This is a genomic window from Pseudomonas sp. GW821-FHT07F01 (genome assembly GCF_059418825.1).
The window spans coordinates 107,755-125,165 of sequence record NZ_JBWKQO010000004.1; the positions used below are offsets into that span (position 1 = coordinate 107,755).

Consider the following 17,411-nt stretch of genomic DNA (forward strand, 5'->3'; position numbering starts at 1 on the left):
GCGGTTTAATCGATACACCGCGTTGCTTGGTTCGCTGGCAAGCCAGCTCCTACAGGGTTGGGCGAGGCGCGCAAAATGGCGGATATCTTAAAGCAAAACGGCGGCCAGAGGCCGCCGTTTAGTGCTTTGGATCGATTTAGGCTGCTGGAGCCGGCTGGCTTTCTTCCGCTGGTTTTGGCAGCGACGAAAGGAAGGCCATGACCAACGCTGCCACGTAAGGCAAAGACTGCACCAGGAGCATGGTCACCCAGAAGCGCATGTCGTTGCTCGGCAGGCCCTGCACCAGGAAGATCCCCAGCGCCGCGCCCCATAACAGCAGCATGATGAACAGCTCTTCCCGGGCTTCCGAGATCGCCACCCAGAAGCCGTGGTTGTCGGCGTTCTTCGGGGTGCGGAAGAACGGGATGCTGCTGGTGAAGAAGCCGTACAGCACCGCCTTGGCGATGGTGTGGGACAAGGCCAGGCCCGCCAGGGCCGCGCAGAAGGCGTCCTTGAGGTTGACCCCCACCGCACGGCGGTAGAGGAAGATGATCTTGCCCACCTTGAACACGAACAGCGCCAGCGGCGGGATGGCGAAGATCAGCAGCGGCGGGTCGACCCGTTGCGGCACGATGATCATCGCCGCCGACCACAGCAGGGCGCCGACGGTGAAGAAGATGTTCATGCCGTCCGCTACCCACGGCAGCCAGCCCGCGAGGAAGTGGTAGCGCTGGCCACGGGTCAGCTCGGTGTTCTTGCCGCGCAGCAGGCTGGCGGTGTGGCGCTTGATGATCTGGATCGCGCCATAGGCCCAGCGGAAACGCTGCTTCTTGAAGTCGATGAAGGTGTCGGGCATCAGGCCCTTGCCGTAGCTTTCGTGGTGGTACGCCGCCGACAGGCCTTTCTCGAACACCCGCAGGCCCAGCTCGGCATCTTCGCAGATGCACCAGTCGGCCCAGCCCAGCTCTTCGAGCACTGTGCGCCGGGTCATGGTCATGGTGCCGTGCTGGATGATCGCGTCACGGTCGTTGCGGGTGACCATGCCGATATGGAAGAAGCCTTTGTATTCCGCGTAGCAGAGCTTCTTGAAGGTGCTTTCGTTCTGGTCGCGATAGTCCTGGGGCGACTGCACGATGGCGATCTTCGGATCGGCGAAGTGCGGCACCATGTGCTTGAGCCAGTTGCGGTCGACGCAGTAGTCGGAATCGATCACCGCGATCACTTCGGCGTCCTTGGCGGTGTGCGGCAACAGATAGTTCAGCGCACCGCCCTTGAAGCCGGCCAGGGGCGCGACGTGGAAGAACTTGAAGCGCGGGCCGAGGGTCTCGCAATAGGCCTGCACCGGTTCCCAGACCGCCGGGTCCTTGGTGTTGTTGTCGATGATCAGGACTTCGAAGTCCGGGTAATCGAGGTTGGCCAGGGCATTGAGGGTCTGTTTGACCATCTCCGGCGGCTCGTTGTAGCAGGGCACGTGGATCGAGACTTTCGGCCGGTAGCTGGAGTCCCCCTCCACCGGCAGGAATTCGCGCCGGCGCTTGTGGATCCACACCGCTTCGGCCAGTTCATGGGCCTCGGTCAGCAGCACGATGAACACCCCCAGCGCGCCGAGGGCCAGGAGGAAGCCCACCGTCAGGCTGAACCAGGTGCTGTATTGCTGGCTGTAGTCGTAGCCGATCCACACCAGCACCGAACCGCAGAGGAACGCGATAAAGGTCAGGAAGGTCCGGCCGCGCTGGCGCAGGGCCGAGCCGTCGATCATCAGCAGGGTCAGCGACAGCAGCGCCAGCACCACCGAGCCGATGGCCAGCACCCGCCATTGCGGGATGGCCACCACCGGGCCTTCGAAGTTGAATTTCTGCTGGCGCGCGGCGTTGAACACGCCCCAGTAGGCGCCCACCGAACCTTCGTCGCTGGCCTTCCACGGCTGGTCGAAGGCTTCGATGACAAAGTAGTTGTAGCCCTGGCGGTTGAGCTTGTTGACCAGGGTACGCAGGTAGATCGCCTGGTCCGCCGGGCTGGCGTCGGCGCCACCGCGCATGCGGCCGTTGCTCGGCCAGCCCACTTCGGACAGCAGCAGCGGCTTTTTCGGGAACATCTTCTTCAGGTCCCGGGCGCGATCGAGGACGAACTGCTCGGCCTTGTCCACCGGGATGAACTCCCAGTAGGGCAGGATGTGCGCCGCGATCAGGTCGACGTGCTTGGCCAGCCCCGGGTTTTCCTCCCAGACGTGCCATTGCTCCGAGGTGGTGACCGGAACTTTTACCGCGGCCCGCACCCGGTCGAGAATCACCGACAGTTGGTCGGCGGTGATTTCCTTGCGGAAGATCGCCTCGTTACCCACCACCACCCGCACGACGCTGCGGGAGGTATTGGCCAGTTCGATGGCACGCATGATTTCCCGCTCGTTGCGCTCCAGGTCCGGGCTGATCCAGATCCCCAGGGTCACGCGCAGGCCGAACTCTTCCGCGAGCCTCGGGATGTCTTCCAGGCTGCCGTCCACCGAATAGGTACGGATGTTGTCGGTCAGCTTGCTCATGATCTCCAGGTCGCGACGCATTTCATCGTCGGACGGGTACTGGTCCTTCTGCGGGAACTGGCCCTGCTGGAAAGGCGAGTAGGAAAAACCGGAGATCTGTTCCGGCCAGTCGGGGGCCGAGACCGGGCGATTGATCAGCGCCCAGAAACCGGTGAACAGCGCGGCAATGGCCAGCACTATCACCAGGTTGAGTCCAAATTTACGCGATGACATAGCTATTTCGGGTTCCAAAAGGTGTGGAACGAGGGAAGGGTTGGCAGGCGCCAAACGGCGGGCATCCTACACCGGCCCTCAACTGAGCGTACAGCGCACAGAGGAAAGCCAGACCTTGGGCATTGTATTCGGGTTTAAGTTCTTTACTTGTAGCTTCAAGGTTAAAACTTGTCGCGTTGAGGCCCTATAATGCGCGCCGGTTTTTTAGGTGATGGTCATGAGTACAGAAGATCCACGGTTTGCCGGCGTCGCCCGTTTGTATGGCATTGAAGGCCTGGAACGGCTGCGGGCGGCCCATGTGGCGATCGTTGGCGTCGGCGGCGTCGGTTCCTGGGCGGCGGAAGCCATCGCCCGTTGCGGGGTGGGCGAGATCTCGCTGTTCGACCTCGATGACGTCTGCGTCAGCAACAGCAACCGCCAGTTGCACGCGCTGGACAGCACTGTGGGCAAGCCCAAGGTCGAGGTCATGGCCGAACGCCTGCGCGGCATCAATCCGGACTGCAAGGTGCACGCGGTGGCGGACTTCGTCACCCGCGAGACCATGGCCGAGTACATCACCCCAGACATCGATTGCGTGATCGACTGCATCGACAGCGTCAATGCCAAGGCGGCGCTGATTGCCTGGTGCAAGCGACGCAAGATCCAGATCATCACCACCGGCGGCGCGGGGGGGCAGATCGACCCGACGCTGATCCAGGTCTGCGACCTGAACCGTACCTTCAATGACCCGTTGGCCTCCAAGGTGCGGTCCACCCTGCGCCGCGACTACGGTTTCTCGCGCACCGTAACCCGGCACTACAGCGTGCCTTGCGTGTTTTCCACCGAGCAGCTGCGTTATCCGAAGCCGGACGGCAGCATCTGCCTGCAGAAGAGTTTTGTCGGCGATGGCGTTAAGCTCGACTGTGCCGGCGGCTTTGGCGCGGTGATGATGGTGACCGCGACCTTCGGCATGGTGGCGGCGACCAAGGCAGTGGACAAGATTGTCGCCGGCGTGCGCCGCCCGTCGGAGCGCAGCAAGCCCGCCGCCCCGTAGGAGCTGGCTTGCCAGCGAAGAGGGCCGCGAGGAGGGGGCAAGGCTTATGGGCCTGTTGGCCAGCAAGCAGGCTCCTACGGAGTTAGGGGGCGCTGGCCAGTTCGCTCATGCGTTGCAAGACGGCGTTCAGGCCATTGCTGCGCGAGGGCGAGAGCTGGCGCGACAGGCCCAACTGGTTGAACCAGTCGGCCAGGTCCACTTCCCGCAACTGCTGTGCCGTCAGGCCATTGACCCGCGCCAGGAGCAGGGCCACCAGCCCGCGAATCAGCCGCGCGTCGCTGGCCGCGGCAAACTGCCAATGACCGTTTTCTAGGGCCGCCACCAGCCAGACCTGGCTTTCACAGCCGTGCACCCGGTTGGCCTCGACCCGGTCGGCCTCGCTCAGGGGCGGCAGGCGCTCGCCCCATTGCATCAGCAGGCGCGCCCGCTGTTCCCAGCCGGCAGCCCCCTGGAAAATCTCCAGGGCGGCGACGGCATCCGCCGGCAGGCTCATCGCAGCAGCTCCAGGGCCTGATCCAGGGCTTCGAAGAAACGCTCCAGGTCCTCGGAATCGTTGTACAGCGCCAATGACACGCGAATCGCGCCGGCCAACCCCAGGCTTTTCATCAGCGGCATGGCGCAGTGGTGTCCGGCGCGTACGGCAATGCCTTGTTCGGTCAGCAGGTGCGCCAGGTCGGCGTTGTGCACCCCATCCACGACAAAACTGACCAGGGCCACTTGCGGCGAGCCCAGCAGGCGGATGCCATTGCGCGCCTGCAAGCCGTGCAGCATGTAGGCGTGCAGCGCTGCTTCATGGTCGGCCAGTGCTTGCTGATCCAGGCCGGCGAGATAATCCAGGGTGGCCCCCAGGCCGATGACCCCGGCAATCGGCGGTGTACCGGCCTCGAACCCCAGGGGGGCGGGGCGGAAGCTGGCGTGCTGGTAATCGGCGTCCTGGACCATTTCACCGCCGAACTGCCAGTGGTGCAGGCCCTTGAGTGCTGCATGACGGCCAAACAGCACGCCGACCCCATCCGGGCCGTACAGCTTGTGGCTGGAGAACACATAGAAGTCGCAGCCCAGGGCCTGTACATCGTGGCGGCCATGGACCACGCCCTGGGCGCCGTCGATCACCGTCAGTGCGCCCTGGGCCCTGGCCATGGCCAGCAGTGGGGTCAAGGGTTGCCAGGCGCCAAGCACATTGGACAGCTGGCTCACCGCCAGCAAACGGGTGCGCGGGCCAATCAAGCGGCTTGCCGCGTCGACGTCGATCAGGCCGTCCGGGTCCAGGGGCAGGACCATCAGCTTGAGACCGCGACGTTGGGCCAGTTGCTGCCAGGGCAGCAGGTTGGCGTGGTGCTCCAGGGCGCTGATGACGATTTCATCGCCCGGGGAAAATTGGTGCTCCAGGCCGTAGGCCAGAAGATTCAGCGCGGAGGTCGCGCCGTGGGTGAAGACGATCTGCCCACTGTCACCGGCATTCAGCCATTGGCCGACCTTGCTGCGGCTGTCTTCGAACGCTTGGGTGGCGTGGGCGCCGGGCAGGTGTTGCGCACGATGCACATTGGCCGCGCCATTGGCGTAGTAGTGCGCCAGCGCGTCCAGCAGGGCTTGGGGTTTTTGCGTGGTGGCGGCGTTGTCCAGGTACGTCTGGTCCTGGCGATGCAGGGCGGCGATGGCCGGGAAGTCGGCGCGCCAGGGGGAGGCTACAAGCATGGTGGCAGAACTCGTTTGAACAGGCCGGGCGCCGATGATAAGCGCCTGGCCGGTTCCAGTGAAACCGAATCGCTGCTTAGTTGTGAGCGTGCAGCGCTTCGTTCAGCTCGATGGCCGACTTGTGGGTCTTGCACTCCACGGCGCCGGTTTCCGAGTTGCGACGGAACAGCAGGTCCGGCTGGCCGGCCAGTTCCCGGGCCTTGAGCACTTTGACCAGTTGGTTGTTCTCGTCCAGCAGCGCCACCTTGGTGCCGGCGGTCACGTACAGGCCCGACTCCACGGTATTGCGGTCGCCCAGCGGGATGCCGATACCGGCGTTGGCGCCGATCAGGCAACCTTCGCCGACCTTGATCACGATGTTGCCGCCACCCGACAGGGTGCCCATGGTGGAGCAACCGCCGCCCAGGTCCGACCCCTTGCCGACGAACACGCCTGCGGAAACCCGGCCTTCGATCATGCCCGGGCCTTCGGTGCCGGCGTTGAAGTTGACGAAACCTTCGTGCATCACGGTGGTGCCTTCGCCGATGTAAGCGCCCAGGCGGATCCGCGCACTGTCAGCGATACGCACGCCGCTCGGCACCACGTAGTCGGTCATTTTCGGGAATTTGTCCACCGAGAACACTTCCAGCAGCTCGCCGCGCAGGCGCGCTTCCAGTTGACGCTCGGCCAGCTCGCCCAGGTCGATCGCGCCCTGGCTGGTCCAGGCCACGTTCGGCAGCAGCGGGAACACGCCGGCCAGGCTCAGGCCGTGCGGCTTGACCAGGCGGTGGGACAGCAGGTGCAGCTTCAGGTAGGCCTCTGGAGTGGAGGTCAGCTGGGCATCTTCGGCCAGCAGGGTCGCTACCAGCGGCTTGTGGCTTTCGGCCAGGCGGGTCAGCAGGGCGGCCTGGGTGGCGTCGATGCTTTTCAGTGCGTCGGCCATTTGCGCGGCCTGGGCGGTGGTGAACGTGATGGCCTGGTTGCCTTCGCTGTAGCCGAGGATCGGCGCTACGGCAGCGACGATTTCAGCCGCAGGCTGGAGCAGGGGCGATGCGTAAAACACTTCCAGCCAAGCGCCTTGGCGGTTCTGGGTGCCGACACCGAATGCCAGGCTGAACAGGGTAGTGGACATGCAGTTACCTCTTGCGAAATTGATTGAGCAGGCTTACTTGAGCGCTGCTGCGTAAAGGTCTGGCTTGAAGCCAATCAGGGTCTTGTCTCCGAGATCGAGCACCGGGCGCTTGATCATCGAAGGTTGCGCGAGCATCAGTTCAACGGCTTTCGCCTGGTCGAGATCGGCTTTGCTTTCGTCATCGAGTTTGCGAAAGGTCGTGCCCGCGCGGTTCAACACCACCTGCCAGCCGTGCTCGTCGCACCACTGATTCAGGTGCTCACGGTCAATGCCGGAGGTTTTGTAATCATGGAAGTCATAGCTGACAGCGTGTTCATCGAGCCAGGTGCGCGCCTTTTTCATGGTGTCACAGGCTTTGATGCCGAAAAGGTGCAACGTTTTGCTTGAAGCGGTCAAGGAATTGCCCCCTTTGGAGATGCTGGAGATGAAAGGTCACGGATTATGCCACGACCGCGCCGATTCGGCGTCGGCTGCTGCGGGGCTTTGTCGCATTGTGTTTCCACGCCCGGGCGCCGTTGCGACTTTTGTGCAGCGGCGTAAACGCAGCTTAAGCGGCTAATATGGCACTTCTGCGGTGAATTCCTGCCGCTGTTGTGTGTCTGCTTTGAAGTTTCAGATCGGGAAGCCCGCTTTATGCAAACCGCCTATACCGTCCTCATCCTGCTGATGCTGGTGAGCCTCTCGCGTCTTGTCGGACGGGTGATTCCACTGCCGCTGCCCCTGGTGCAGATTGCCGCCGGCGCCTTGCTGGCCTGGCCGACCCTGGGGTTGCACGTGGCCCTGGACCCGGAGCTGTTTCTCTTCCTGTTCTTGCCGCCGCTGTTGTTTTCCGATGGCTGGCGCATGCCCAAGCGCGAATTCTGGCGCCTGCGCGGGCCGATCCTGACCCTGGCAGTAGGGCTGGTGCTGTTCACCGTGGTGGGCGCCGGCTACTTCATCCATTGGCTGCTGCCGAGCATTCCGTTGCCGGTGGCCTTTGCCCTGGCCGCCGTGCTTTCGCCCACCGACGCCGTGGCGGTATCGGCGATTTCCCAGAACCGCTTGCCCACGCCCCTGATGCACATGCTCCAGGGGGAGGCGCTGATGAATGACGCCTCGGGCCTGGTGACCTTCAAGTTCGCCCTGGCAGCGGCGGTGACCGGGGTGTTCTCCCTGGCCAACGCCAGCCTGACCTTCGTCCTGGTGGCGGTGGGCGGCCTGGCGGTCGGGGTGGCACTGAGCTGGCTGGTGGGGCGCCTGCGGGCCTGGATGATCGCCCGAGGCTGGGATGACCCGGCGACCCACGTGGTGTTCATGCTGCTTTTGCCGTTCGCCGCCTATGTGCTGGCTGAGCGCCTGGGGGCCTCGGGCATTCTCTCGGCGGTGGCGGCGGGGATGATGCAGAGCTGGCTCGACCTGCTGCCGCGCCAGACCAGCACCCGGCTGCTCAATCGCAGCGTCTGGTCACTGCTGGAGTTCGCCTTCAATGGCCTGATCTTCCTGCTCCTGGGGTTGCAGCTGCCGGACATCATCAAGGCCGTGGTCAGTCACGAGACCTCGCTGTGGCCGACCCTGTTCTACCGTTGCCTGGATGTGGTGGCGATTTTCCTGGTGCTGCTGGTGTTGCGTTTCATCTGGGTGCAGAGCATCTGGCGCCTGTCCGGCCTGCTGCGGCGCTGGCGCGGCAAGGGCGAGTTGACCCTGGTGCCGACCGCCCGTTCCTGCTGGTTGCTGACGGTGGGGGGAGTGCGCGGGGCGGTAACCTTGGCCGGTGTGATGTCGGTACCGTTGTTTCTCGGTGCCGGCCAAGCCTTTCCGGAGCGCGACCTGCTGATCTTCATCGCGGCCGGGGTGATCCTGCTGTCCCTGGTGGCGGCCTGCATTGCCCTGCCGCTGCTGCTGCGTGGCATTGTGAAGAGCCCTGACGACAAGCGCCGTGGGGAAGTGCGGGATGCCTGGCGCAAAACTGCCGAAGCGGCGATCCATGCCCTGGAAGCCGAAGAGGTGGCTGACACCGGTGAAACCCCGGATGCCGCCCAGGCGGCCCTGGCCACCGAGCTCAAGGGGCGCTTGATGGCCGAGTACCGGCATCAGTTGGAGGTCTACAACGATTCCGCCGAGGCCCAGGCCCTGGCGTTCCAGATGGACTTGCTGGAGCGCCGCCTGCGGCTCAAGGCCCTGCGTGCGCAACGGCTGGAGCTGTATCGGCTGAGCCGCCTGCATCAGATTGGCGACGATGTGCTACGCGAAGTGCTGGCCGACCTGGATATGAGCGAGGCCAATCTGGGGCCGGTGAAGTGAGGCGTTCGCCAGCAGCCGACTCCTGTTGTGGGAGCCGGCTTGCCGGCGAAAGGCCTCAAGCGCGACGCAACACGAAATCGCGAATCCGTTCCGCGGCTTCCACGCACTCCGCCAGCGGCGCAACCAGCGCCATGCGTACACGTCCGGCACCGGGGTTGGTGCCGTCCACATCCCGCGACAGATAAGAGCCTGGAACCACGGTCACATGCTCCTGCTCGAACAGGTCGCGGCAGAAGGCGGCGTCATCCCCGGCCACGTTCGGCCACAGGTAGAAGCTGCCGTCCGGGCGCTGCACATCCATCACAGGCGCGAGGATCGCCAGCACCGCGTCGAACTTCTCGCGGTACAGGGCGCGGTTGGCGCGCACGTGCACTTCGTCGTTCCAGGCGGCGACGCTGGCCAGTTGGGTCTGCACCGGCATGGCGCAGCCGTGGTAGGTACGGTACAGCAGGAAGCCCTTGAGAATCTCGGCGTCACCGGCGACGAAGCCCGAGCGCAGGCCCGGCAGGTTGGAGCGCTTGGACAGGCTATGGAACACCACGCAGCGCTTGAAGTCCTTGCGGCCCAGTTCGACGCAGGCGCTGAGCAGGCCCGGCGGCGGGGTCTGTTCGTCGAAGTACAGCTCGCTGTAGCACTCGTCGGCGGCGATCACGAAGTCGTGCTCGTCGGCCAGGGCGATCAGCTTCTTCAGGGTGTCCAGTGGGATCAGTGCGCCGGTGGGGTTGCCCGGCGAGCACAGGAAGAGGATCTGGCAGCGCTGCCAGATCTCCTCCGGCACGGCGTCGAAATCCGGGTTGAAGCCGTTTTCGTCGAGGCACGGCAGGTAGTGCGGCTTGGCCCCGGCGAGGAAGGCCGCGCCTTCGTAGATCTGATAGAAGGGGTTGGGGCTGACCACCAGGGCGTCTTCGCCGCGGTTGACCACGGTCTGGGTGAAGGCGAACAGCGCCTCGCGGGTGCCGTTGACCGGCAGCACATTGCGCGCCGGGTCGAGCCAGCCCGCGGGCACGCCAAAGCGCCGTTCGCACCAGCCGGCGATGGCTTCGCGCAGGGCCGGGATGCCCAGGGTGGTGGGGTAGACCGCCATCTGATCGAGGTTGCTGGCCAGGGCTTCGGCGACAAAGCTTGGCGAGCGGTGCTTGGGTTCGCCGATGGACAGGGCGATGGCGCGCTTGTCCGGGTTGGGCGTCACGGTGCCGAGCAAGGCGCGCAGCTTTTCGAACGGGTAGGGCTGCAACTGGTTCAGAGCGTGGTTCATGGAGGCGGTATCTCACTCAAAGCGGTGGTTCGGACCCGTCAGATGCTCAGGCGGGTCATTTCGATAGTCGGTTCGTGGCTGACGCTCAACTGCTCGACGATCGCATCCTGCAAGCGGCTGCACAGCTGGGGGTCGGACAGGGGCTGGTTGTGCGCGTCGGTGATGAAGAACACGTCCTCCACGCGCTCGCCCAGGGTAGCGATCTTGGCGTTCTGCAACGACAGGTCGAACTCCAGGAAGATCTTGCCGATTCGCGCCAGCAGGCCCGGGCGATCTGGGGCGCTGAGTTCCAGCACGGTCACCGGGCGTTGGGCGTCGTTGTGGATAGTCACCTCGGGGGCGAAGGCAAAATGCTTGAGCTGGCGCGGCACCCGGCGCTGGATGATGGTCGGGTAGTCGTCGGGGTTGCGCAGGGCGTCGGTCAGGCCCTTGCGGATCTGCTCGACTCGCTGCGGGTTGTTGCCGATGGATTCGCCGTCGTTGTCCAGGACGATGTAGGTGTCGAGGGTGAACTGGCTGCTGGAGGTGATGATGCGCGCGTCATGGATGTTCAGGTTGAGCTGGTCCATGGCGGCCACGGTCACCGCGAAGAAGTCGTGCTGGTCCGGGGCGTAGATGAAGATCTGGGTGCCGCCCTCGAACTCGCGCTGGGTGATTTCCTTGATCAGCACCAGTGGCCCGCCGTCGGCCGGCTGCTGGAGGATCGCGTCGCTGTGCCAGGCCACGTCGCCGGCGGTGTGGCGCAGGAAGTAGTCGTCCCCCAGTTGGGACCAGAGTTGTTCCACTTCGTCCGGGTCGGTGCCGTTGCGCACCAGGATGTCCAGGGCGGCGCTCTGGGTCTGGCGGATCTGCTCTTCGCGGTCCACCGGGTTTTCCAGGCCGCGGCGCAGGGCTCGCTTGGTCTCGGTGTAGAGCTGGCGCAACAGGCTGGCGCGCCAGGAGTTCCACAGCGTCGGGTTGGTGGCGTAGATATCGGCGACGGTCAGTACGTAGAGGTAGTCGAGGCGGGTCTGGTCGACCACGATCTGTGCGAAATCGTGAATCACCTGCGGGTCGGACAGGTCCTTGCGCTGAGCCGTGGTGGACATCACCAGGTGGTTCTGCACCAGCCAGACGATCAGCCGGGTATCCCACTGCGGCAACTGGTGGCGCACGCAGAAGGCTTCGGCATCCACGGCGCCGATTTCCGAGTGATCGCCATGACGGCCCTTGCCGATGTCGTGGTACAGACCGGCCAGGTAGATCAGCTCGGGCTTGGGCAGCTTGCCCATGAGCTTGCTGGCCAGCGGGAATTTCTCGGAGATCGGCGTGTACTGCATTTTGCGCAGGTGCTTGATCAGGTTCAGCGTGTGGGCGTCCACGGTATAGATGTGGAACAGGTCGTGCTGCATCTGCCCGACGATGAAGCCGAACTCCGGCAGGTAGCGTCCGAGAATGCCGTAGCGGTTCATCCGCCGCAGGTTGCGGTGGATGCCGATTTCGCACTTGAACAGCTCGATGAACAGGCTGGTGTTGCGGATATCGTGGCGGAAGTCGTCATCGATCAGGTGCCGGTGTTCGCGCAGCAGGCGGATGGTGTCGGCGCGCACGCCCTTGATTTCCGGGTGCTGGGCCATCAGCACGAAGATCTCCAGCATGGCGAACGGCGTGCGCTTGAATACGTTGTCGTTGATCGCCTCGATGTAGCCGTCGTGCAGTTGGAAGCGCGCATTGATCGGCTGTGGCGGTGCCTCGTCCTCGGGGGCGAGGATCACCTCCTCGAAGTGCTGGATGATCAGGTCGCTCAACTGGGCGATGCTCATCACCACCCGGTAGTACTGCTGCATGAAGCTTTCGATGCTCTGTTTCGCATCTTCGCCCTCGAAGCCCAGCAGGGTGGCGATGGAGCGCTGGTGGTCGAGCAGCAGGCGGTCCTCGGCGCGCCCCGCGAGCATGTGCAGCGCGTAGCGGACCTTCCACAGGAACTCCTGGGACGAGGCCAGGAGCGCGTTTTCGCTTTCCACCAGGAAGCCTTCGCCGGCCAGGGCCCGCAGGTTCAGGGTGCCGTACTGGCGGCGCGCGACCCAGAGGATGGTCTGGATGTCCCGCAACCCACCCGGCGAGCCTTTGACGTTGGGCTCCAGGTTGTATTCGGTGTCGTTGTACTTGTGATGGCGGGCCTTCTGCTCGGCCCGCTTGGCCAGGAAGAAATCCTTGCTCGGCCACATGTGCTCGGTGCTGGTCACTTGCAGCATGCGCTGGCGCAGGTGCTCGGGGCCGGCAATGGTGCGGCTTTCCATCAGGTTGGTGATCACCGTCAGGTCGGCCCGCGCCTGTTCGGCGCATTCGTCCACCGAGCGCACGCTTTGCCCGACTTCCAGGCCAATGTCCCAGAGCAGGGTAAGAAAGCGTTCGATGGAGTCGCGGAAAATTTCGTGGTCGGCGCTGTCCAGGAGGATCAGCAGGTCGATGTCGGAATAGGGGTGCAGCTCGCCGCGACCGTAGCCGCCGACCGCCACCAGGGCGATGTCGGCGTCTTCGCTCCAGCTGAACTGGTCCCAGGCCTTTTGCAGGATGTTATCGATGAACCAGGCGCGGTCTTCGATCAGCCGGCGGATCTCCCGCCCACTGCGAAAGCGCGTATCGAGCACTTCCCGTGCCTGGCGGATGGCCTTCTTGAAGGCGGCGATAGGGCTGGCCTTCAGCGCCAGTTCCGCCTGGAACTGGCCGCGGTCGAAGAGTTCGGGGTCCACCTGCGGCATCGATTGGCTTTCCTTTCTATCTATAAGGTCGGGACGCAGCGTTGTGGATCAGGCAGATACCCGGGCGATGGTGTCATCGCTGCGCAGGGTGAAGATCTCGTAACCGGTTTCGGTCACCAGCAGGGTGTGTTCCCACTGCGCGGAGAGCTTGCGGTCCTTGGTGATGGCGGTCCAGCCGTCGCCCAGGACCTTGGTGTCGGCCTTGCCCTGGTTGATCATCGGCTCGATGGTGAAGGTCATGCCGGCCTTGAGTTCCATGCCGGTACCGGCACGGCCGTAGTGCAGGATCTGCGGCTCTTCGTGGAACACCTTGCCGATGCCGTGGCCGCAGAACTCGCGTACCACCGAGAAACCGTTCTTTTCCGCGTGCTTCTGGATCACTTCGCCGATGTCGCCCAGGCGGCAGCCCGGTTTCACCAGTTCAATGGCCTTGTACATGCATTCCTGGGTGATCTGCGACAGGCGCTCGGCCCAGACCGGCACGGTGCCGACGTGGAACATGCGGCTGGTGTCGCCGTGGTAGCCGTCCTTGATGACGGTCACATCGATGTTCAGGGTGTCGCCATCCTTCAGCGGCTTCTCGTTGGGAATGCCGTGGCACACCACGTGGTTGATCGAGGTGCAGATGGATTTGGGGAAGCCCTTGTAGTTCAGCGGGGCAGGGATCGCACCCTGCACATTGACGATGTAGTCATGGCAGATGCGGTCCAGTTCTTCGGTGGTGACACCGGGTTTGACATGCTCGGCAATCATTTCCAGCACGTCGGCGGCCAGTTTGCCGGCGACACGCATTTTGGCGATGTCCTCGGGAGTTTTGAGGGTGACGGTCATACAGGCTCTCTTGACGCCCAGGGGCGCGATAAACACGGAAATGGCTCGAAAACCCGCATGCGCAAGGCTTGGCCTACGATGGGCCAGCAAGGTTTTCAAAAGCCGCAAAGGTGCGATTCTAACAGAGGCTCAGCGCAAATCTGAGGTTCTGCTGGCGCTTCTCTCTATACAATGGTGCATTCTGGACCGATTCCAAGAGGCGGGCAAAATGCCTGCGGATCGTCAAGTGTGAATCCGGGTTCCGTTTTTGCCCTTGCTGTGGTATAAAATGCGCCGCTTTCCGGGGATGCCCCGAAAAGCTCAAACCCACACACGTGTCGACACGATGACCTGGGTGCCCTCAGCACAAGCTGTTGGTTGGTCATTGGGATACGTGGAGGCCTAACCCGACTTATTAAGGAACTATCATGTCCCAAGTCAACATGCGCGATATGCTGAAGGCCGGTGTGCACTTCGGTCACCAAACCCGTTACTGGAATCCGAAAATGGGCAAGTACATTTTCGGCGCGCGCAACAAGATCCACATCATCAACCTTGAAAAAACCCTGCCAATGTTCAACGAAGCTCTGACTTTCGTAGAGCGTCTGGCCCAGGGCAAAAACAAGATTCTGTTCGTCGGCACCAAGCGTTCCGCTGGCAAGATCGTTGCTGAAGAAGCAGCACGTTGCGGTTCGCCGTACGTCGATCACCGCTGGTTGGGTGGCATGCTGACCAACTACAAAACCATCCGTGCTTCCATCAAGCGTCTGCGTGACCTTGAAGTGCAAGCAGAAGACGGCACCTTCGCCAAGCTGACCAAGAAAGAGGCGCTGATGCGCACTCGCGATCTGGAAAAGCTGGATCGTTCCCTGGGTGGTATCAAGGACATGGGCGGCCTGCCTGACGCACTGTTCGTGATCGACGTTGACCACGAGCGCATCGCGATCACCGAAGCCAACAAGCTGGGCATCCCGGTCATCGGCGTTGTCGATACCAACAGCAGCCCGGAAGGCGTTGACTACATCATCCCAGGCAACGATGACGCCATTCGCGCCATCCAGCTGTACATGGGTTCGATGGCTGACGCCGTGATCCGTGGTCGCAACAACGTTGCTGGCGGCACCGAAGTGTTCGAAGAAGCTGCAGCACCGGCGGCTGAAGCCTGAGTAACTGACGCGTAGCGTTGACTCAGCACGCAAAAAGGGGGCTTGGCCCCCTTTTTGCCAACTCGAAAATCATTTCGTCGTCGCGCCCCGACAGTTTCTGTAATGCGGGGCTGTTATGAAGTGGTTTCGGGGCAATGCCCAAGAATTGAGCGCCCGTTCGATCGGGTGGAATGGTTGAAAACCTATCCAAGAGGATTTTGAAAATGGCAGAGATTACTGCAGCGTTGGTCAAAGAACTGCGCGAGCGTACCGGCGAAGGCATGATGGACTGCAAAAAGGCCTTGACCAAGGCCGGCGGCGACATCGAAAAAGCCATTGATGACATGCGTGCTTCCGGCGCCATCAAGGCTGCCAAGAAAGCAGGCAACGTTGCTGCTGAAGGCGCTATCGCCATCAAGGACGACGGTAAAGCCGCTGTCCTGCTGGAAGTCAACTCGCAGACCGACTTCCTGGCTCTGCAGGACGATTTCAAGGCATTCGTTGCCGCTAGCGTGGAAAAGGCTTTCGCTGACAAGCTGACCGACGCCGCTCCGCTGATCGAAGCTCAAGAAGCTGCCCGCCTGATCCTGGTTGGCAAGACTGGCGAGAACGTCAACATCCGTCGTCTGGCTCGCGTTGAAGGCGACGTGGTCGGCACCTACCTGCACGGCAACAAGATCGGTGTTGCGGTTGTTCTGAAAGGCGGTTCCGTTGAACTGGCCAAAGACATCGCCATGCACGTAGCGGCCAGCAACCCTGAGTTCCTGCTGCCATCGCAAGTTTCGGCTGAAGCGATCGAGCGTGAAAAGGCTGTGTTCCTGCAGCTGAACGAAGACAAGATGAAAGGCAAGCCAGCCGAAATCGTTGAGAAAATGATCGCTGGCCGTATCAGCAAGTTCCTGGCCGAAGCCAGCCTGGTTGAGCAAGCTTTCGTCAAGGATCCAGAAATCACCGTAGGTGCTCTGGCCAAGAAAGGCGGCGCTGAAATCGTTTCCTTCACCCGTTTCGCGGTAGGTGAAGGCATCGAGAAGAAAGAAGACAACTTCGCCGAAGAAGTTGCTGCACAACTGGCTGCTGCCAAGCAACAGTAAGACGGTTTTTTCAACTGTCGCCCAGAAGAGGCTGCCCGCTCACGCGCGCAGCCTCTTTTCAAATGGGCAGGGTAATTTAGTTGTTTATCCTCGGAACCGCCTTACAAAGTCGTGTTCTGATGGCGCTGTGACAGCGTCAAGCTAGAGTGAACGCAGGCTGTAAACAGCCCGCAAAGAATTTTTTAAATACGCCGCAGGAGAGATTCGCAATGGCTCAGCAGGGCAGTGGTTATCAAGCTCGCTATAAACGCATTCTACTCAAGCTTAGCGGCGAGGCCCTGATGGGCTCGGAAGAGTTCGGGATCGATCCCAAGGTGCTGGATCGCATGGCGCTGGAAGTCGGCCAACTGGTTGGTATCGGCGTCCAGGTAGGCTTGGTGATCGGTGGTGGCAACCTGTTTCGCGGCGCTGCATTGAGCGCGGCCGGGATGGATCGGGTCACGGGCGACCACATGGGCATGCTGGCCACTGTGATGAACGCCCTGGCCATGCGTGATGCACTGGAACGTGCGAATATCTCGGCCATCGTGATGTCGGCTATTTCCATGGTCGGCGTGACCGATCACTATGACCGTCGCAAGGCGATGCGCCACCTGAACTCCAAAGAGGTGGTGATCTTCGCGGCCGGTACCGGCAACCCGTTCTTCACCACCGACTCCGCAGCCTGCCTGCGCGCTATCGAGATCGATGCCGACGTGGTGCTCAAGGCAACCAAGGTCGATGGTGTTTACACTGCAGACCCGTTCAAGGACCCGCATGCCGAGAAGTTCGATCATCTGACTTACGATGAAGTGCTGGATCGCAAGCTGGGAGTGATGGACCTGACGGCAATCTGCCTGTGCCGCGACCACAAGATGCCGCTGCGGGTATTTAACATGAACAAGCCCGGCGCCCTGCTGAATATCGTGCATGGTGGCGCTGAAGGAACCCTGATCGAGGAAGGCGAGCAATGATCAACGAAATCAAGAAAGACGCTCAAGAGCGCATGAAGAAATCCCTGGAGTCCCTGGCCCATGCATTCGGCCAGATTCGCACCGGCAAGGCTCACCCCAGCATCCTGGGCAGTGTGATGGTGCCTTACTACGGTACCGACACACCGTTGAGTGGCGTTGCCAACGTTACCGTGAAGGACTCCCAGACCCTGCAGGTAGTGCCGTTCGAGCGCAATATGCTCGGAGCCATCGACAAGGCCATCGGCAGTGCCGGTCTTAACCTCAATCCGACCAACCTGGGTGAGCTGCTGCTGATCAAGATGGCACCGCTGACCGAGGAAACCCGCAAGGGCTTCACCAAGCAGGCGCGTGCTGCCGCCGAGGATGCGCGGGTTGCAGTGCGCAATATTCGCCGCGATGCCCTGGGTGAGTTGAAGAAGCTGACCAAGGACAAGGAAATCAGCGAAGACGAAGAGCGCCGTGGCAGCGCCGAAATCGATAAGCTGATCAAGGACTTTGAAGCTCAGATCGCCAAGGCGACTGAGGAAAAAGAAAAGGACTTGATGGCCGTATAAGGGTCAGGCGTTTTC

General features: G+C 62.4%; 14 protein-coding genes. 6 read left to right on the top strand and 8 right to left on the bottom strand.

What is annotated here, in order from left to right:
• Nucleotides 1–136 precede the first annotated feature (136 nt).
• A complete protein-coding gene (locus AC07R1_RS14760; protein WP_011059514.1) occupies nucleotides 137–2,728 on the bottom strand; it encodes a glycosyltransferase in 2,592 nt (863 codons plus the stop codon).
• A 211-nt stretch (nucleotides 2,729–2,939) separates the two neighbouring features.
• On the opposite strand from AC07R1_RS14760, the gene tcdA reads away from it, so the two are divergent.
• The gene (gene tcdA, locus AC07R1_RS14765) at nucleotides 2,940–3,761 is read left to right on the top strand and encodes a tRNA cyclic N6-threonylcarbamoyladenosine(37) synthase TcdA (protein ID WP_072451174.1); all 822 of its coding nucleotides are present in this window, start codon (nucleotides 2,940–2,942) and stop codon (nucleotides 3,759–3,761) included.
• Between the two features lie 82 nt (nucleotides 3,762–3,843).
• Here tcdA and AC07R1_RS14770 read toward each other — a convergent pair whose 3' ends face one another.
• The 4 genes from AC07R1_RS14770 to AC07R1_RS14785 all read right to left on the bottom strand — a co-directional run bounded on the left by AC07R1_RS14770 (nucleotide 3,844) and on the right by AC07R1_RS14785 (nucleotide 6,963).
• Nucleotides 3,844–4,254 carry a SufE family protein gene (locus tag AC07R1_RS14770; RefSeq protein WP_065364552.1) on the bottom strand — a complete coding sequence of 137 codons (411 nt, stop codon included), beginning with the start codon at nucleotides 4,252–4,254 and terminating at the stop codon, nucleotides 3,844–3,846.
• Nucleotides 4,251–5,456 (bottom strand): aminotransferase class V-fold PLP-dependent enzyme, encoded by a 1,206-nt coding sequence (locus tag AC07R1_RS14775; RefSeq protein ID WP_495110646.1) that lies wholly within the window; start codon nucleotides 5,454–5,456, stop codon nucleotides 4,251–4,253. The genes AC07R1_RS14770 and AC07R1_RS14775 overlap by 4 nt, the downstream gene beginning before the upstream one ends.
• A gap of 76 nt (nucleotides 5,457–5,532) precedes the next feature.
• A complete protein-coding gene (dapD, locus tag AC07R1_RS14780) occupies nucleotides 5,533–6,567 on the bottom strand; it encodes a 2,3,4,5-tetrahydropyridine-2,6-dicarboxylate N-succinyltransferase (protein ID WP_011059518.1) in 1,035 nt (344 codons plus the stop codon).
• Nucleotides 6,568–6,600: 33 nt separating this feature from the next.
• Complete coding sequence (locus AC07R1_RS14785) at nucleotides 6,601–6,963, bottom strand: ArsC family reductase (RefSeq protein ID WP_011059519.1); 363 nt, start codon at nucleotides 6,961–6,963, stop codon at nucleotides 6,601–6,603.
• 237 nt (nucleotides 6,964–7,200) lie between these two features.
• Here AC07R1_RS14785 and AC07R1_RS14790 point away from each other — a divergent pair, with 237 nt between their 5' ends.
• Nucleotides 7,201–8,847: a Na+/H+ antiporter gene (locus AC07R1_RS14790; RefSeq protein WP_495110647.1), complete on the top strand. Its 1,647-nt coding sequence runs from the start codon at nucleotides 7,201–7,203 to the stop codon at nucleotides 8,845–8,847.
• A gap of 55 nt (nucleotides 8,848–8,902) precedes the next feature.
• Here the strand turns inward: AC07R1_RS14790 and dapC are convergent, their stop codons facing one another.
• Genes dapC through map form a run of 3 tightly spaced genes read right to left on the bottom strand, consistent with a single transcriptional unit; the run spans nucleotide 8,903 to nucleotide 13,674 of the window.
• Nucleotides 8,903–10,102, bottom strand: coding sequence for a succinyldiaminopimelate transaminase (gene dapC, locus AC07R1_RS14795; RefSeq protein WP_495110648.1), 1,200 nt, complete (start codon nucleotides 10,100–10,102; stop codon nucleotides 8,903–8,905).
• 38 nt (nucleotides 10,103–10,140) lie between these two features.
• Nucleotides 10,141–12,843 (bottom strand): [protein-PII] uridylyltransferase, encoded by a 2,703-nt coding sequence (locus AC07R1_RS14800; RefSeq protein ID WP_011059522.1) that lies wholly within the window; start codon nucleotides 12,841–12,843, stop codon nucleotides 10,141–10,143.
• Nucleotides 12,844–12,891: 48 nt separating this feature from the next.
• Nucleotides 12,892–13,674: a type I methionyl aminopeptidase gene (gene map, locus AC07R1_RS14805; RefSeq protein ID WP_011059523.1), complete on the bottom strand. Its 783-nt coding sequence runs from the start codon at nucleotides 13,672–13,674 to the stop codon at nucleotides 12,892–12,894.
• A gap of 407 nt (nucleotides 13,675–14,081) precedes the next feature.
• Between map and rpsB the strand changes: the two genes are divergently transcribed.
• The 4 genes from rpsB to frr all read left to right on the top strand — a co-directional run bounded on the left by rpsB (nucleotide 14,082) and on the right by frr (nucleotide 17,396).
• Nucleotides 14,082–14,819 (top strand): 30S ribosomal protein S2, encoded by a 738-nt coding sequence (gene rpsB, locus AC07R1_RS14810; RefSeq protein WP_011059524.1) that lies wholly within the window; start codon nucleotides 14,082–14,084, stop codon nucleotides 14,817–14,819.
• Nucleotides 14,820–15,022: 203 nt separating this feature from the next.
• Nucleotides 15,023–15,889 (top strand): translation elongation factor Ts, encoded by an 867-nt coding sequence (gene tsf, locus AC07R1_RS14815; protein ID WP_011059525.1) that lies wholly within the window; start codon nucleotides 15,023–15,025, stop codon nucleotides 15,887–15,889.
• A 209-nt stretch (nucleotides 15,890–16,098) separates the two neighbouring features.
• Entirely contained in the window at nucleotides 16,099–16,842 is a 744-nt protein-coding gene (gene pyrH / locus AC07R1_RS14820; RefSeq protein WP_011059526.1) for a UMP kinase, read from the top strand.
• Nucleotides 16,839–17,396 carry a ribosome recycling factor gene (gene frr, locus AC07R1_RS14825; protein ID WP_011059527.1) on the top strand — a complete coding sequence of 186 codons (558 nt, stop codon included), beginning with the start codon at nucleotides 16,839–16,841 and terminating at the stop codon, nucleotides 17,394–17,396. The genes pyrH and frr overlap by 4 nt, the downstream gene beginning before the upstream one ends.
• Nucleotides 17,397–17,411 lie beyond the last annotated feature (15 nt).

Bases quoted from the DNA above. Each gene is read 5' to 3' on its own strand.
- AC07R1_RS14760 (WP_011059514.1), bottom strand. From the start codon at position 2,728: ATGTCATCGCGTAAATTTGGACTCAACCTGGTGATAGTGCTGGCCATT.
- tcdA (WP_072451174.1), top strand. From the start codon at position 2,940: ATGGTCATGAGTACAGAAGATCCACGGTTTGCCGGCGTCGCCCGTTTG.
- AC07R1_RS14770 (WP_065364552.1), bottom strand. From the start codon at position 4,254: ATGAGCCTGCCGGCGGATGCCGTCGCCGCCCTGGAGATTTTCCAGGGG.
- AC07R1_RS14775 (WP_495110646.1), bottom strand. From the start codon at position 5,456: ATGCTTGTAGCCTCCCCCTGGCGCGCCGACTTCCCGGCCATCGCCGCC.
- dapD (WP_011059518.1), bottom strand. From the start codon at position 6,567: ATGTCCACTACCCTGTTCAGCCTGGCATTCGGTGTCGGCACCCAGAAC.
- AC07R1_RS14790 (WP_495110647.1), top strand. From the start codon at position 7,201: ATGCAAACCGCCTATACCGTCCTCATCCTGCTGATGCTGGTGAGCCTC.
- dapC (WP_495110648.1), bottom strand. From the start codon at position 10,102: ATGAACCACGCTCTGAACCAGTTGCAGCCCTACCCGTTCGAAAAGCTG.
- AC07R1_RS14800 (WP_011059522.1), bottom strand. From the start codon at position 12,843: ATGCCGCAGGTGGACCCCGAACTCTTCGACCGCGGCCAGTTCCAGGCG.
- map (WP_011059523.1), bottom strand. From the start codon at position 13,674: ATGACCGTCACCCTCAAAACTCCCGAGGACATCGCCAAAATGCGTGTC.
- rpsB (WP_011059524.1), top strand. From the start codon at position 14,082: ATGTCCCAAGTCAACATGCGCGATATGCTGAAGGCCGGTGTGCACTTC.
- tsf (WP_011059525.1), top strand. From the start codon at position 15,023: ATGGCAGAGATTACTGCAGCGTTGGTCAAAGAACTGCGCGAGCGTACC.
- pyrH (WP_011059526.1), top strand. From the start codon at position 16,099: ATGGCTCAGCAGGGCAGTGGTTATCAAGCTCGCTATAAACGCATTCTA.
- frr (WP_011059527.1), top strand. From the start codon at position 16,839: ATGATCAACGAAATCAAGAAAGACGCTCAAGAGCGCATGAAGAAATCC.